At 36.4% G+C, this 16,252-nt stretch carries 12 protein-coding genes; all 12 read left to right on the plus strand.

Annotated elements, in window-relative coordinates:
* Positions 1-12: 12 nt before the first annotated feature.
* The 12 genes from EKM03_RS03410 to EKM03_RS03465 all read left to right on the plus strand — a co-directional run bounded on the left by EKM03_RS03410 (position 13) and on the right by EKM03_RS03465 (position 16,058).
* On the plus strand, positions 13-1,446 hold the full coding sequence (locus tag EKM03_RS03410; RefSeq protein ID WP_126739879.1) for an MBOAT family protein: 1,434 nt from the start codon (positions 13-15) through the stop codon (positions 1,444-1,446).
* A gap of 150 nt (positions 1,447-1,596) precedes the next feature.
* Positions 1,597-1,929, plus strand: coding sequence for a GIY-YIG nuclease family protein (locus EKM03_RS03415; RefSeq protein WP_126463101.1), 333 nt, complete (start codon positions 1,597-1,599; stop codon positions 1,927-1,929).
* Positions 1,930-2,238: 309 nt separating this feature from the next.
* Positions 2,239-3,078 carry a hypothetical protein gene (locus tag EKM03_RS03420; RefSeq protein ID WP_370272945.1) on the plus strand — a complete coding sequence of 280 codons (840 nt, stop codon included), beginning with the start codon at positions 2,239-2,241 and terminating at the stop codon, positions 3,076-3,078.
* 1 nt (position 3,079) lies between these two features.
* Complete coding sequence (locus tag EKM03_RS03425) at positions 3,080-4,297, plus strand: glycosyltransferase family 4 protein (RefSeq protein ID WP_126739880.1); 1,218 nt, start codon at positions 3,080-3,082, stop codon at positions 4,295-4,297.
* A 192-nt stretch (positions 4,298-4,489) separates the two neighbouring features.
* Positions 4,490-6,037, plus strand: coding sequence for a glycosyltransferase family 2 protein (locus EKM03_RS03430; protein ID WP_199741549.1), 1,548 nt, complete (start codon positions 4,490-4,492; stop codon positions 6,035-6,037).
* A gap of 2 nt (positions 6,038-6,039) precedes the next feature.
* Entirely contained in the window at positions 6,040-7,032 is a 993-nt protein-coding gene (locus tag EKM03_RS03435; RefSeq protein ID WP_126568614.1) for a glycosyltransferase family 2 protein, read from the plus strand.
* A gap of 21 nt (positions 7,033-7,053) precedes the next feature.
* On the plus strand, positions 7,054-8,172 hold the full coding sequence (locus EKM03_RS03440; protein ID WP_126563324.1) for a glycosyltransferase: 1,119 nt from the start codon (positions 7,054-7,056) through the stop codon (positions 8,170-8,172).
* An 81-nt stretch (positions 8,173-8,253) separates the two neighbouring features.
* Positions 8,254-9,339 (plus strand): glycosyltransferase, encoded by a 1,086-nt coding sequence (locus EKM03_RS03445; RefSeq protein WP_126554477.1) that lies wholly within the window; start codon positions 8,254-8,256, stop codon positions 9,337-9,339.
* A 6-nt stretch (positions 9,340-9,345) separates the two neighbouring features.
* The gene (locus tag EKM03_RS03450) at positions 9,346-10,698 is read left to right on the plus strand and encodes an O-antigen ligase (protein WP_126463112.1); all 1,353 of its coding nucleotides are present in this window, start codon (positions 9,346-9,348) and stop codon (positions 10,696-10,698) included.
* A 184-nt stretch (positions 10,699-10,882) separates the two neighbouring features.
* Entirely contained in the window at positions 10,883-12,277 is a 1,395-nt protein-coding gene (locus EKM03_RS03455) for an exopolysaccharide biosynthesis polyprenyl glycosylphosphotransferase (RefSeq protein WP_126561653.1), read from the plus strand.
* 252 nt (positions 12,278-12,529) lie between these two features.
* Positions 12,530-14,488 carry a putative porin gene (locus tag EKM03_RS03460; protein WP_126739881.1) on the plus strand — a complete coding sequence of 653 codons (1,959 nt, stop codon included), beginning with the start codon at positions 12,530-12,532 and terminating at the stop codon, positions 14,486-14,488.
* Between the two features lie 208 nt (positions 14,489-14,696).
* Positions 14,697-16,058, plus strand: a complete 1,362-nt coding sequence (locus EKM03_RS03465; protein WP_126739882.1) for a pyridoxal-phosphate dependent enzyme — start codon at positions 14,697-14,699, stop codon at positions 16,056-16,058.
* Positions 16,059-16,252: the final 194 nt, after the last annotated feature.

Here is a 16,252-nt window from a genome sequence, read left to right on the forward strand (position 1 = left end):
GTTCCCGTACGTATGTTTTTTAATTCCTTATCCTTTGCCGTTTTCCTACCTATTGTATTTGTGTTGTATTGGTTTGTTTGTAATAAAACCAAAAGTGCTCAAAATGCAGTGCTCATTATAGCCAGCTATTATTTTTACTCCTGTTGGGATTGGCGTTTTCTGTTCCTGTTGGTGTTCTCGACGTTTTTAGATTATTATACCGGTATTCGGATAGAAAAGGCCAAGACGGTACGGAGTCGAAAATTTTGGTTTTGGCTGAGTATCAATGTGAATCTGGGCTTCCTGGGGATTTTTAAATACTATAATTTTTTTGCAGATTCTTTCTCGGAGTTGTTGAATGGGTTTGGGTTACAAACGAGTCCTTTACTGCTCAACGTGATCTTGCCGGTGGGTATTTCCTTCTATACGTTTCACGGATTATCATACGTCATTGATATTTATTTAAAAAGAATAAAGGCAGAATATAATTTTGTGGATTACTCGTTGTTTGTCAGTTATTTTCCACTGCTTGTGGCGGGACCCATTGAAAGAGCCACACATTTATTACCACAAGTGAAAGTGAAACGCAGTTTTGACTATCAAAAAGCCAGAGAAGGAATCTTTCAGTTTGCCTGGGGATTGGTCAAAAAAGTGGTAATTGCGGATACCTGCGCTACATACGCCAATGCGATTTTTGATAATTATGAATCCATGAATTCTTTGTCGTTGGTTCTTGGGGCCGTTTATTTTGCTTTCCAGATTTATGGGGATTTTTCGGGTTATTCTGACATGGCTTTGGGAATGTCAAAATTGTTTGGAATCGATTTGCTGCGCAATTTTAACTACCCCTATTTTTCTCGTGATATCGCCGAGTTCTGGCGGCGCTGGCACATTTCTCTTTCGTCGTGGTTTCGGGATTACGTATATATTCCTTTGGGAGGCAGCAGTGGAGGTATGGGAATGAAAATCCGCAATACCTTTATTATTTTTTTAATCAGTGGTTTTTGGCATGGTGCCAATTGGACTTTTATTGCCTGGGGTTTTATTAATGCCCTGTATTTTTTGCCATTGTTGCTCTTGAAGCGGAATCGATCTAATATGGAAACAGTGTCCTTGCATTGGGATTTTGCCTCCGTCACAGTTTTCTTTAGCATTATCAGTACATTCGCATTAACTTGCCTGGCATGGATTTTCTTCCGGGTAAAATCGATAGGAGATGCTTTTGAATATATTGGGCGTATTTTTACCAATGGAAATTTTGCATCACAGTATTTGGATAACGAGCGATACAATTATGAAATCATCATTTTAATACTTGCTTTTATTGTTGTGGAATGGAATAGCCGAACGCAAGTGGAACCTATTTCTGGGCGCTACAGTTATTTAAAGTTGGGATTATGCCTTGCAGCAATTGTGGCATTAGGAACGTATTCCGATTATAAAGAATTTATTTATTTTCAGTTTTGATATAAATAAGGAAATTGATTGTAATTTTTTTCTGCTTAGTATAAACGTTTGAGGTGATAAAAAGAGTAGTTTAATTGTCAAATCGAGTCCTTCGTCTACGCTCAGGACAAGCTATAGTCGAGATTCGTTTAATTTAAAATAAAACAGTATATGAAATTCTACTATGTGTATATTCTTCGTTGTATTGACGATTCACTATACGTAGGTGTGACTTCTGATATTGAGAGAAGAGTTATGGAACATAATATGGGTAAATATTCGGAAGCCTACACGCACAGTAGAAGACCGGTTTTGTTAGTTTTTTATCAAGATTTTACAGATCCTAATCAGGCTATCGAATTTGAAAAAAAAATAAAAAAATGGAGTAGGATAAAAAAACAAGCGCTAATTGATGGGAATTTCGAAAAATTACAAGATTTATCAGAATGTAGAAATGCAACGCATCATAAATACAAATCGGATGTTGAAGATATAGAAGAATAGTTTGACTAAGCGTCTCGACTGTACTTCGACTCCGCTCAGTATAAACTTTCGACGTGACAAAGAGAGTAGTTTAATTGTCAAATCGAGCGCAGTCGAGATTCATTAAGACATAAAAGCGTCTCGACTGCGCTCGACGTGACAAAGAGAGTAGTTTAATTGTCAAATCGAGTATCCGTCTAAGCTCAGTTTTAAACTTATGACATTACAAAATATCGAGCTGTCAAATATTATACATTTGAATACTAGAATAATACTATACAATACAAAACAACAATGAAGCAGTTTTTAATTTTTACAGTCAAAACCCTCGTGCTACTATTTTTACTGTTAGTAGTATTGGATTTTCTATACACAACAGTTTATGTACAGTCGTCGAATAGAGGGAAAATTGATTATGTTTACAATTCAGCAGCGCGCAAGTATGATGTGGTAATTTTAGGATCTTCCAGAGCCAACAATCATTTTGTGGCTCCAATGTTTGAAGAAAAAGGATTGAAAACATTTAATTTTGGGATGAGCGGAGGACATTTGTTTGAAGCATCCCTACTGTTAAAATTAATGGTGGAACGAAAGTATACTATAAAAAATGTGATACTCGAGGCCGATTTGAATTTATCAAATGAAAAGCGAGATGAGGGTGTTTCTTCTCGTTTTCTTCCCTTTATCCATGATTCTAAAACAATCAGAAATCATTTTTTAAAAGAGGCCGATTTTAAAGAATTGTATTACATTCCTTTTTACAGGTATGTTGCATTTGATTCCAAGATTGGGTTTAGAGAACTCTATAAAACGGTATCGAAAGAGCCTACTACAAATTTGGCTCATTTAGGATATTATCCGTTAGTCAAAAAAAAGGGTAACATGAAAAACAATCTGACTAATTTAAAACCGTTACGGAACAAATATTATGAAGAAATTAAACAGCTTTGCAAGGACAACAACATCAATTTGATAGCTGTCATGACCCCGATGTGCACCAATACTAAAGGATTAAATTATTTTGAAAAAGTGCAACAATGCTATCCTGAAATTTACAATTATGAAAATACGGTAGAAGGAGATCAGTATTTTTCGTCCTGCGGGCATCTGAATGATACTGGAGCACGACGGTTTACCAGTGTAATTATAAAAGATTTTTTTAATAGATAAGATGGGAAACGAATATTCAGCAGTGGCTCCCTTTATTTTGGAGAAGGTTGAGGTGAGGAAAATAGCTTTTTTAAGCCCGGAATATCCACACCCAAAAACAGGAAGCTCCGGCGGAATAGGTACCAGTATTAAAAATCTGGCAATGGGACTTTTGGCAGAAGGCTGTTCGGTACGCGTTTTAGTGTATGCCCAAAAAGAAGAAGCTGTTTTTTATGACAATGGTATTTGTATTCAGCAGATCAGGAATGTCAAATTTAAGGGATTGTCGTGGTATTTGACCCGGAAAAAACTGCAGAATATTATTGATACTTTATACGAGGATAAAAAAATTGATGTGGTAGAAGCTCCGGATTGGACGGGAATCACCTCTTTTATCTCTCCTAAAAAATGTAAGGTTGTGATTCGGTTGCATGGCTCGGATACTTATTTTTGTCACTTGGATCGGCGGCCTGTAAAGTGGATTAATAAATTTCATGAAAAAAGAGCATTGAAAAAGGCAGATGGCTTGCTTTCAGTAAGTCAGTTTACGGCCGATACTACGAATGCGGTCTTTGGTTTAAACAAGCAATTTACGATTATTCCGAATGGTATTGATCTTGATGCGTTTAGTCCGGATGATAAAAACAAAGAAAACAAGAACACGATTCTATATTTTGGGAGTTTAATTCGTAAAAAAGGATTGTTAGAGTTGCCGTTTATTTTTAATGCAGTGGTCGCTAAAAATCCAAATGCTAAATTGATTTTGTTAGGGAAAGATGTTCCCGATATCATATCAGGGAATTCTTCCACTTGGCAGATGATGCAAGGAATATTTTCTCCAGCTGCGCTGCTCAATGTGACTTATTTAGGGGCTGTACCATATCAGGACATCAAAAAGCATATTAGTACGGTAACAATTTGCGTGTTTCCTACTTTTGCCGAGGCTTTGCCCGTGTCTTGGATTGAGGCCATGGCGCTGCAAAAACCTATTGTAGCCTCAAATATTGGCTGGGCACAAGAAGTGATTGATGCCGGTATCAATGGGTTTTTAGTACATCCTAAAAATCATTTGGAATACGCAACAAAAATTATTCAACTGTTAGATGATGCTGTTTTGCAAAAAGCGTTTGGTTTAGCGGCAGAAAAGAAAGTGAAAGAAAAATTTAGTAAGGAGAAAGTGGCGCAACAGAGTGTAGTGTTTTATAAAAAAGTTTGTGTTAGGTTAGAATCAGACAGCTAAGTTAAAAAAGCATGACTTCGACTACAATTCGTCTACGCTCAATATGTACTTCCGACCTGATAGAAAGGATTATTAAAACGTAGGATGCTAACAGAGATTAACGGGTCGAAGTGTGGTTCAATTTTTTTATTTAAGATTAATTGAAATTTTTATTAATTACACCCAACGGGTAGATTTAAGTTTAAACGATAAATGGGAAGAATACAATTAAAAGAATATACAACGACGTCAGGTGAAGTACTATTGTATGCCGGTACTCCTGATTTTTCACAATTGGAGCTATTGTCTACTGGAGCAGGCGATATTTGGCATAGTTCTTTTGAGCAGGGCTATAAAAATGCTTTCCCTGAATTGGTCTATCAGACTGCTGTATTCTTTTGGTATTTGAATGATTTTGATGGATTAGATCAATGTGTCAGTTGGAGGATCAATCCCAATGCTTTTGCAGTTCGTAAATCAGTTTGGGACCTCACAAAAGGTTTTGATACCGATTTTGAAAATATTCAAATGCAGGCTTTAGATTTTGGATTTCGATGCAACCGTTTTTTGGGAGGAGTTCCATTATATGTAAAAAATTTATTTACAAATGCGGCTATAGAAAAGGTGATAGTTTCAAGAAGAGATCGTCATCTTTTTTTTAGAAAAAATTATAAAATAAGCCATGCCATTTTTATGATTTACAGATTAGGTTTCTTGAAAATTTCAGAATGGATTACCTTGTTCAGAGTCAAGAATGCCTATAAAAAAAGGGACATAACGGCTAGAATTCCTTCTCGGGTGCTTCTTGCTATTCAAGGTAATCCTACAGTAAGTTATATTATACCTACGATGTTCCGTCAAGAATACACTTTACAACTGTTAGATGATTTGTCTAATCAAAACTATAAACCGACCCAGGTTATTGTTGTAGATGCCACTCCCTTGAGCGACAGAGATGAAACGGCCTACGAACAAAAGCAGTATCCCTTTGAATTAAAAGTGATTTGGCAACAGACAAAGGGTAGTTGTAGGGCCAGAAATGAGGGGATTGCTCTATGCACGGGGGATTATATTGTTTTTGGGGATGATGATATTCGGATCCCTGCGGATTTCATCGAAAACCACATTCGGTTCTTACAAACCTATTCGGTTGGAGCCTGCAACGGACTGGATATCCGTGCGGATCACCACCAACAGAATTTAGAGGATTTGGCTCTTAAGTTGGAACAATTGAGTCGACCCCCATTTATTGCGGGCTGTACTCAAATGTTTAGCAATGCGAATTCTTCTGTCAAACGGGAGTTTGTAAATCAGTTGGTCGGTAATGATGTCAATTTTGATGGCGGTTATGGCGAAGACAGTGATTTTGGAATGTCGTTAAGTAAAATCGGAGTAACTGTTTTAGCTAATCCATTTGCTGCTAATTTACATTTAAAACCACCCAGCGGAGGCTATCGTTTTTGGGGAACTCAAGCTAAGATTGTTGGAAAAAAAAGGAAAGCACAGCCCTGGGAACTGGATGCTCCTGTGAAAAACATAAAACCGGTTCCTAGTCCAACAATTATGTATGGGATAATGAAGCATTACAGTCCTAAACAATTGAGAGAGTATAAGTATAAACATTTTACCTATTATCTATTTACGGGTTCTAAAGTTGCTTTTTTGTATCGTTTATTTCGATTTCCTTACAAGAATATTCAATTTAAGAAGTCGGTTTTTTATGCACAAAAATTGCAGAATTTAGGAATTAGACACCAATAACAATGAAATTTTCATTACTAATTTGTACCTACATGCGTGCCGAAGCTTTATTACAGCTATTAGAGTCTGTGAAAGAGCAAACAAAGTATCCTGATGAAATTATGATCATCGATGGGTCAACTAATCAAGATACATCGGTAATGATAAAGAATAATCGATTTGATCATTTAAAATATTTCGCCGTTCCACCACAACATCGTGGTCTGACTAAGCAACGCAACTACGGAATTGAAAGAGTAGCAGTTGATATAGAAATAATCTGTTTTTTAGACGATGACATTGTTTTGACGGCTACTTATTTTGAAGAACTGTTACAAACGTATAAGGTTTATCCGCAGGCTTTAGGTGTTGGCGGGTACATTATTGATGAAACTAAAACGGAATTTGTTGGTGAAAAGTATCACTCCAAAAGTGATGAATTTTATTTTGATGGATGGAAAAGAAAAGATGGCAGCCGATTCGTGTTAAGAAAAAAATTAGGATTAGACAGTGATTGTCCACCGGGTTATTCTTCCTTATATTCACACGGTCGTAGTGTGGGATTTTTGCCTCCGAGTGGTAAAACGTATGAAGTTGAAATGTTGATGGGAGGTGTTTCCTCTTTCAGAAAAAAGGTGTTTGATACGTTGCATTTTTCTACTTATTTTGAAGGTTATGGATTGTATGAGGATGCCGACTTTTCTTTACGAGTGTCTAAAATAGGGGCATTGTACTTGAGCACTGCTGCAAGATTGTATCATTATCACGATACCGCAGGAAGACCCAATCAATATCAATATGGTAAAATGGTCGTGCGAAATGGTTGGTATGTCTGGAGAACGAAAAATCCTAAGCCAACATTAGAACATCAATTAAAATGGCACACAATTACATTACTTTTGACAGGTATTCGGTTTAGCAATACCTTTACCAGCAGTAGTAAAAAAGAAGCTTTTACAGAGGCAGTAGGCAGAACCGTCGGTTGGTGGAGTTTGTGGATAAGAAAACCAAAATAAGATATAAACAGTATTTTAAATATGAAGTTCGTAATCATTACCCACGTGCCGCATTCGAAAGTGAATAATTTATATTATGCGTACGCTCCCTACGTAAGAGAAATGAATGTTTGGGGCAACCATGTAACACAAGTAGTGATTGTGGCTCCTTTTTTTTTAGGTAAGGCGACAGCCATTGACAGTTCTTACCAGCATCAAAACATACACTTTATTCCTGTTCCAAGTTTTGATTTATTATCGATACAAGCTATTTTATTTACTTTATTTAAACTTCCCGGATTGCTTTGGGTTTTATTTAAAGCCATGAAATCTGCTGATCACATTCATTTACGGTGTCCCGGAAATATTGGATTATTGGGTTGTTTTGTTCAAATTTTATTTCCGAATACTCCAAAAACAGCTAAATATGCCGGAAATTGGGATCCTGAATCCAAGCACCCTTGGACCTACGAACTGCAACGATGGATTTTAAGCAACACTTTTTTGACCCGAAACATGCAGGTTTTAGTGTATGGCGAGTGGAAGGGCAGTTCTGGAAATATTAAACCTTTTTTTACGGCTACCTATTCTGAAAAAGATAAATTGGCAGTGGTTCCAAAAGTGTTACAGGGTGTGGTCGATTTTGTTTTTGCAGGTACATTAGTCCATGGGAAGCATCCGCTGTATGCTGTTCAATTGATCGAAAATTTGCATCAAAAAGGGTATTTAGTGCGTTTGCGGCTGTATGGAGAAGGAGTACAACGTAAAGTCTTAGAGGAGTATGTTGTAGCGCATCAGCTCGAGTCCATTGTTTTTTTGAAAGGAAATCAATCCAAAGAAACCCTGCAAAAAGCCTATCAGGACAGTCATTTTATAGTGTTGCCTTCAGAGAGTGAAGGGTGGCCAAAAGTGATTGCCGAGGGTCTGTTTTGGGGTTGTGTTCCTCTGGCAACAGCTGTTTCATGTGTGCCTTTTATGCTGGATTATGGGGACAGAGGGATTTTGCTGGAAATGGATCTTGAAAAAGATATTTTGCAAATCGAATCGGTTTTGAGTAATCAAAGCCTTTTTGATTACAAACAAACCAGAGGAGCAGAATGGTCCAGGGGCTATACGATGGATTTTTTCGAAGCGGAAATCAAAAAATTACTGGCACGTTGATGCTGAGTTTAACTCGTCTCTTTGAGTGGGTTTGCTACTATTGGGCGTAGATTAATATGTAACATAAGTGATAACAACAACATGAGAATCATTCAAATTATAGATTCACTCGAGGCAGGTGGAGCGGAGCGTATGGCGATCAGTTATGCCAATGCGCTAGCGAAAAAAATTGAATTTGCAGGTTTGATCGTCACCCGAAATGAAGGGTCACTGCTCCATCAAATTGATGCGGATGTTTCTTATTTGTATTTAAATAAAAAACACACTTTCGACTTAAGGTCAGTTTTAAAGTTGAAATCATTTGTAAAACAGAATAAAATTACAATCGCACATGCACACGGGACATCATTTTTTACTGCGGTATTACTTAAATTGACGTATCCTAAGATTAAGTTAATTTGGCACGATCATTATGGAGCAAGGGCAAATGAATCAATATGGAATAATTTGATATTATCTTTTTGTTCCTGTTTTTTCTCTTGCACATTTGTAGTAAATCATCAATTAGAAGTTTGGGCTAATAAAAATCTATTAACTAAAAAAAATTATTTTTTACCAAATTTCGCTACGTTTGATGACAACGTTTTAAAAGAAACTATTCTGAAAAGTGAAGAAGGGAAGCGAATAGTATGTATCGCAAATCTAAAACAACCTAAAAATCACATAACAATATTGCGTGCTTTTGCGGAAATGAATTTAATGGAATTGGGTTGGAGTTTGCATTTAATCGGAAAAGATTACAAGGACGACTATTCAGCTATTTTAAAGGAATTTATAAGTAAAAATAATTTAGAAAATTATGTTTTTATTTATGGTTCTAAGACTGACATCAAATACATACTATCTCAAGCAACAATTGGTGTTTTAGCCTCTACAGCAGAGGGGTTTCCTGTAACATTATTAGAATATGGTTTGGCAAAATTATCAGTAATATCAACAAATACCGGGCATTGTCCAATGATTATCCAAGATAATTTTAGCGGTTTGTTGTTTACTCCACTAGATAGTTTTCAGCTTCAAGTTCAATTAGACAAAATGATTTCTAAGGAATCTTTAAGAATTAGTTTTGCACTACATTTGCATCAATTAGTTGTAGATAATTATTCAAAAGAAAAAGTGATCGATATTTTAATTAAGAACTATGAAAAACTATCCGATTCTAAATAGTTACAAATGAAAAACGAAGATCGATCCTATCTCTATTTAATTCTTTTCCATGTGGTGGTGGGTGCATTGGGGTATTTGTTGCCTTTTACAGCAAAAATATACGGCTATTCTATTTTTATTTTTGGAATTTATTATATCGTAAAAAAACAAAACAGAAATAACGAAGCACTGATTGCTGCGGCTTATGTGGTAGGGAGCGAAGTCTTTTTGCGAATGACCGGTGGAAATCCACTCTATGAAATTTCCAAATACGGGGTTGTACTCTTTGTTCTTATCGGGATGTATTACAGCGGTTTTTCTAAAGGAGCCATTCCGTATTGGATCTTTCTATTGTTACTAATCCCCGGTGTTATTATTTCGACTTTTGTATTGAATTTTGACACGAATATTCGCAAAGCGATTGCCTTTAATCTTTCTGGTCCCGTTTGTTTGGGACTGGCTTCTTTGTACACCTTTCGGCGAAAGATTGGATTGGATCAGATGAATACAATCTTGCTGAGCATGGGTCTTCCTATTATTAGTTGTGTGGCATATCTGATTTTTTATACACCAGATTTACAGGAAGTCATAACGGGAACCGAATCTAATTTTCAAACTTCTGGAGGGTATGGCCCCAATCAGGTGGCTACGGTTTTAGGACTGGGGATGTTTATTTTTTTTTCCAGAGTAATATTGGATTCTAAAACAAAATTCCAAATTATAATCAACCTGATCCTTGCGTTAAATATCACTTATCGAGGAATCATTACTTTCTCCCGAGGAGGAATGATTACCGGATTCTTGATGATTGTTTTGTTGCTGGCGTTCTTGTATTTTAAATCTAATTTTGGCGGAAGGGCAAAATTGAATTATATTATCGTATTCTTAGTGTTTGCAATGTTTGTCACTTGGACCTTCACCTCCTTTCAGACGGGCGGCCTTATTGACAAGCGCTATGCCAATCAAGATGCCGCAGGAAGGGCTAAAGAGAGCCAGTTTACCGGCAGGGAGGATGTGGCACTAAATGAGATCAATACGTTTTTGAAGAACCCTATTTTTGGAGTAGGGGTTGGGAAAGGGGTGGAAGTCCGGGAGGATGAAACGGGGATCAAAGTGTTGTCCCACGACGAAATTACCCGGATGCTGGCCGAGCATGGGTCTTTAGGGATAATAGCATTGCTGATTTTGTTTTTTACACCCTTGGTTTTGTACTTGGAAAACAAGTTCAATATGTTTTTATTGTGTTTTGTTGCCTTCTGGTTTTTAACCATTAATCATGCCGCCATGCGTACCGCCGCACCGGCCTTTGTATACTCGTTGTCCTTACTCAATGTGCAGTTGGGATCGCCCAGAAGAACGAGTGTTGTAAAAGAAGAGTAGAGAAGAACCATAAAGAAAGTGGTGCGTATTCGTTTCAATATTTTTCATGGTTTTTTTAGGGAATTCGCAGCTCTTAAAAAAATCACTTTGTTAAAAGTGGATGTTCTTAAAAAAAAGAGGTGCTACTATAAGTTTAATTTGGAACAAAAAAATTAAATTTGCACCCGTACCATAAATACCTATCATGTTTTCAGTTGACAAAATGCATTTTGAAATATCAGAACGAAAGATGATTCTTCGACTTTTTGATGTTCTCTTTGTTTTGACGGCTTTATATGCAACTGGAAAGGTATTTGCTTTTGATTATTTTGAAGTTTCAGCTACTAATTATTACTGGACAATCGTTTTGGCAGTTTACCTAAATGTATTTGGAGCTATTTTTGAAATGTATAATCTTCAGGTGGCTAGCAACGAGTTTCAGGTGTTAAAAAGTACTCTTATTACCGTTTCAACAACTGTTTTAGTCTATTTACTGACGCCGTTTTTTTCTCCGGAACTGCCCTCAAACCGCCTTCAAATTCTATTGTTTTTTCTGGTCGTATTCTTATCGTTGTTTTTCTGGAGGATGTTGTATGTAACCTTTTTGGCCTCTAATCGATTTTTTCAGAAAGCAATCTTGATTTGTGATCAGGAGCAGGTACAGGAGTTGATTTTAGGACTTGAAAATATTGATCCGCATTATAAAATAATTGGGTTTGTTAATCTAGATTCCAGTGAACAACAAATGGAAGAATACCATTATGTGCAGCACATCAAAAGAGAGGATTTGTTCTCTTTTGTGAATGAAAACGGAGTTTCTGAAATTGTGATTGCTTCCCAAAAAACGGGAGGTATTACAGCAGATTTGTACCAACAATTGCTTCATTTATTAGAGGCTGGGAATATTATACGGGAATATACACAGGTATATGAAAGTAAAACCCAGCGCATACCAGTGCAGTACATGTCACGGGATTTTTATCGTTTTTTTCCTTTTAGCCGAAGCAATCAGAATAAATTGTATTTGATTGTTATGCGAATATTTGAAATAACCGTTTCCTTGTCTGGACTTGTTGTAGGCGTGTTCTTGTGTCCGCTTATTTTGTTTGGAAATGCAATAGGAAATAAAGGGTCGTTGTTTTATTCACAAGAACGGATAGGCAAAGATGGGGCGGTATTTAAAATTTTAAAGTTCCGGACAATGGTTAAAAATGCCGAATCGAACGGTGCCGTTTTTACCGCTACGAATGACTCCCGAGTGACGCTTTTTGGGAAATTTCTGCGTAAAACCAGAATCGATGAGTTTCCTCAGGTTATCAATATACTAAAAGGAGATATGGCTGTTATAGGTCCGCGTCCCGAGCGTCCTATTTTTGTAAAAGAAATTGCAGAAATAATGCCTTTTTATGAAACCAGACACATCATCAAGCCGGGGCTTACTGGCTGGGCACAGGTCAATTATACGTATGGGGAAACCATTGATGATAGTCTGATCAAGCTGCAGTATGACTTGTATTATATCAAGCACCGCAGCATTTACCTAGATTTGAACATTGCTTTCAAGACCATCACTACGGTGTTGTTTTATAGAGGACAGTAGCTATTATTATTATTATTAGACAGTTGTTTAATGTATCGTTTTGTAGTGCAAAATGCTACGAAAAAGGAGTGTTTCCTGAAAATTTGTTGCTTGCAGGTCCCTTTAAAACTGTCCCGAAAGAGTAAATTGACAGCGAGTAATTTTCTTGTATAACACATACTTCCGTCAGATGTTTTTTTATTTATAGGTTTTTATCATTTATCTTTGCCGAGTTAAAACTGTATACGTAACCGACTAATTAGATCCTGTCAAATGAGAATATTATTTTTATTTTGTTTTTTAGCAGTGCCCATGCTGCTGTTTTCTCAAAAAAATATTACTAATACAGATACTGCCAGTAAATACCAAAGTGCGTCAGATACGGTCAATAAACAAAAAGAACAAAAAGTGGCTACTGTTGATATGTATCGGTTCATCACTTTAGAACGGGATACCACTTACATTGACACGTCTCTCAATATTCAAAAAGAATACAGCCACAACTATTTGCGAAAAGACATTTTTGGACTTTTACCTTTTGCAAATGATGGACAAACATACAATACCTTACAATACGGTTTGACGGATGTAGTTGTATTTCCGGAATTTGGTTTTAAAGCAAAGCATTTTAATTTTTTGGAGGCAAACCAAATCCGTTACAGCTCTGTAGCAACTCCTGTTACCGAATTATATTTTAAAACAACCGTACAAAAGGGGCAGTCAGTAGATGCCTTTATTACCCTGAACACCTCAAAAAATTTAAATTTTTCGATCGCCTACAGAGGACTACGTTCAGAAGGAGAATACATCAATCAGCTCTCAAGTACAGGAAATTTCAGGTTTACCACCAGTTACAACACTAAAAATAAACGGTATTTTGCTAATGCACATTATACCTATCAAGATATTTTAAATGAAGAAAACGGTGGAATTACGACTATTAATGATTTTGAAAGTGGTGATCCAAACTACGATAACAGACAAAGATTTGAAGTGTATCTTAATGACGCCAAATCATTTCTGAAAGGAAAAAGAATTTTTGTGGATCACAATTTTAGAATTAACACAAAAAAAGGAGACAATAACGCGTATCTCGCGCATCAGTTTAATTACGAAAATAAGTTCTTTGAATACAATCAGGCCACAGTAGCATCTGCCGTAGGAGGGGCAATAGTTGACCGGTTTGGGGACTCTTTTGCAAACAGCGGGATCAATGATCAAACGCGTTACAACAAGATGTACAATAGAATTGGTTTGATTTATGAAAATACAACATTGGGTAAATTTCAATTTTTTGCTGACGATTTCAGATCTAATTATTATTACAATCAGATCCTAATATTTGATGCGAAAACAGTCCCAAGTTTCTTGAGCCAGAACATTAATAGTGCCGGAGGTCAATATGAATACCGAAAAAACAATTGGAACGGTATTTTTTCTTATTCCAGATCCATTACCAACCAGTCGCTTTCAAATTTAGATGCTAAATTGAAGTATGAGCTCACTGATGAAATTCAATTTGCATTTCAGTATCAAAACATAAACAAACTACCCAATAACAATTACAATCTGCACCAGAGCAGTTACGTGCAGTACAACTGGTCTAATGATTTTAAGAATGAAAAAATAAACACAATAAAAGCTAATGCCATTTCTCCTTGGCTAGATGCAGAATTGCAGTTTTCAGTGTTGAATGATCATTTGTATTTTACCGAAGCATCAACTGCGCAGCAAAAAACAGTTAACACACAAATTGTTGCGCCGGCACAATACAATAGCACAATAAATTATGTATCGATCAAAATCAGCAGAGAATTAAAACTTGGAAAATTTGCGTTAGATAATACAGTTTTATATCAAAAAACAGAACAACAAGATGCCATCTTGAACGTGCCTGAAATTGTAACGCGAAATACGTTTTACTACTCGAATTTTTTGTTTAAAAAAGCCTTATTTCTGCAAACAGGGATTTCTCTCAATTACTTTTCCAGTTATTATGCCAATGAATACAATCCGGTCATAGGAGAGTTTTTTGTGCAAAAAGACAAACAAATTGGCAATCATCCTAACCTTGATTTTTTTATCAATGCAAAAATTCAAAGAACAAGGATCTATTTGAAAGCGGAACATTTTAATTCGGCACTCACCGGCAATGATTTTTATGCCTCCCCCAATAATCCATCGCGTGATTTTACGATCCGATTTGGTTTAATTTGGAACTTCTTTAATTAATAGCTCTTTAAAATTTCAATTTTTTAAGTCATTTTTTTTGGGCGTTTTATCGCGCTATCCGCTATATCTTTCCTTGCTTGGCGGCAAGCAAGGAAAGGATGTCGCTATTATCACGAACGCAAAATTCCGTAAACAAGATTAATTTATAACAAAATACTATCTTTGTAGCAGTATTTACAACAAATTACAATCTTAAATTTATTATACAATGCGCTACGCAGAAAATATATTAGGTACCATAGGCAACACCCCATTAGTGAAACTCAATAAAGTAACTGCCGAAGTAGAGGCCTTAGTACTTGCTAAGGTGGAAACGTTCAATCCAGGAAATTCCGTAAAAGACAGAATGGCTGTAAAAATGATTGCAGATGCGGAGGCTGATGGCCGTTTACAGCCAGGCGGAACTATTATTGAAGGAACTTCCGGGAATACAGGAATGGGATTGGCATTAGTCGCCATTATAAAAGGATACAAACTAATTTGTGTAATTTCAGACAAACAGTCCAAAGAAAAAATGGATATTCTTCGTGCCGTAGGCGCTAAAGTTGTGGTGTGTCCTACGGATGTAGAACCTACGGATCCAAGGTCGTATTATTCGGTTTCTAAACGATTGGCCAAAGAAACGCCTAATTCCTGGTATGTGAATCAATACGACAACCCTTCAAACGCTATCGCGCATTACGAGCAAACGGGACCGGAAATTTGGGAGCAAACAAGTGGTAAAATTACTCATTTTGTATCGGGGGTAGGAACTGGAGGAACTATTTCCGGAGTTGGGAAATATTTGAAAGAGAAAAATCCAAACATTAAAATTTGGGGAATCGATACCTATGGTTCTGTATTTAAAAAATACCATGAAACAGGAATTTTTGATGAAAATGAAATCTATTCGTATATCACAGAAGGGATTGGTGAGGACATATTGCCCATGAATGTAGACTTTTCTTTGATTGACGGATTTACAAAAGTAACGGATAAAGATGCGGCGGTTTATACCCGTAAAATTGCAGTTGAAGAAGGAATATTTGTAGGGAATTCTGCTGGTGCGGCGATCAAAGGATTGTTGCAACTCAAAGAACATTTTAAACCGGAAGATGTAGTTGTGGTTCTTTTTCATGATTCAGGAAGCCGTTATGTAGGTAAAATGTTCAATGACGACTGGATGCGGGAACGCGGTTTTCTAGAAGAAGAAATCACTAAGGCGGAGGATGTAATCAAAGATCATATCGACAAACCATTGATTGTGGTGCGTACCGAAGAATTAGTTTCGCACGCCATAGAAAGAATGCGTAAATACAAGATATCTCAAATTCCTGTCATTGATATCACCGGATTTGTAGGCTCTGTTGATGAAAGTGATTTGTTTCAAAGTTACGTAGCCGACAAAAATGTAGCTGATAAACCGATTAAAGATGTAATGGGAAAACCTTTTCCAATAGTGAAACACGGAACTCCTATTGAAGAAGTTTCTCGATTATTCACGAGAGAGAATGAAGCCGTTTTGATTGAATTAGAGAATGGAAATCACCATATTATAACTAAATATGATATTATTGGGTCGATAAAATAAGATTAAAACTGGATTTTATTTCCTAATTATACTCCAACAAGAATCAAAAAACCTGCAAGGTTTTTTGGTTTAATTACTTTGTTGCTGTAAAATTTTTGGAATCTAAAAGTTTGCAAGAACATCTAAAAAAAAGGTAACAAATACATTGAACTTCTATAATTGACAGTATTTTTGTAAATCTGAAATCAAATATC

The organism is Flavobacterium sp. GSP6 (assembly GCF_003984855.1).
Taxonomy (GTDB): domain Bacteria; phylum Bacteroidota; class Bacteroidia; order Flavobacteriales; family Flavobacteriaceae; genus Flavobacterium.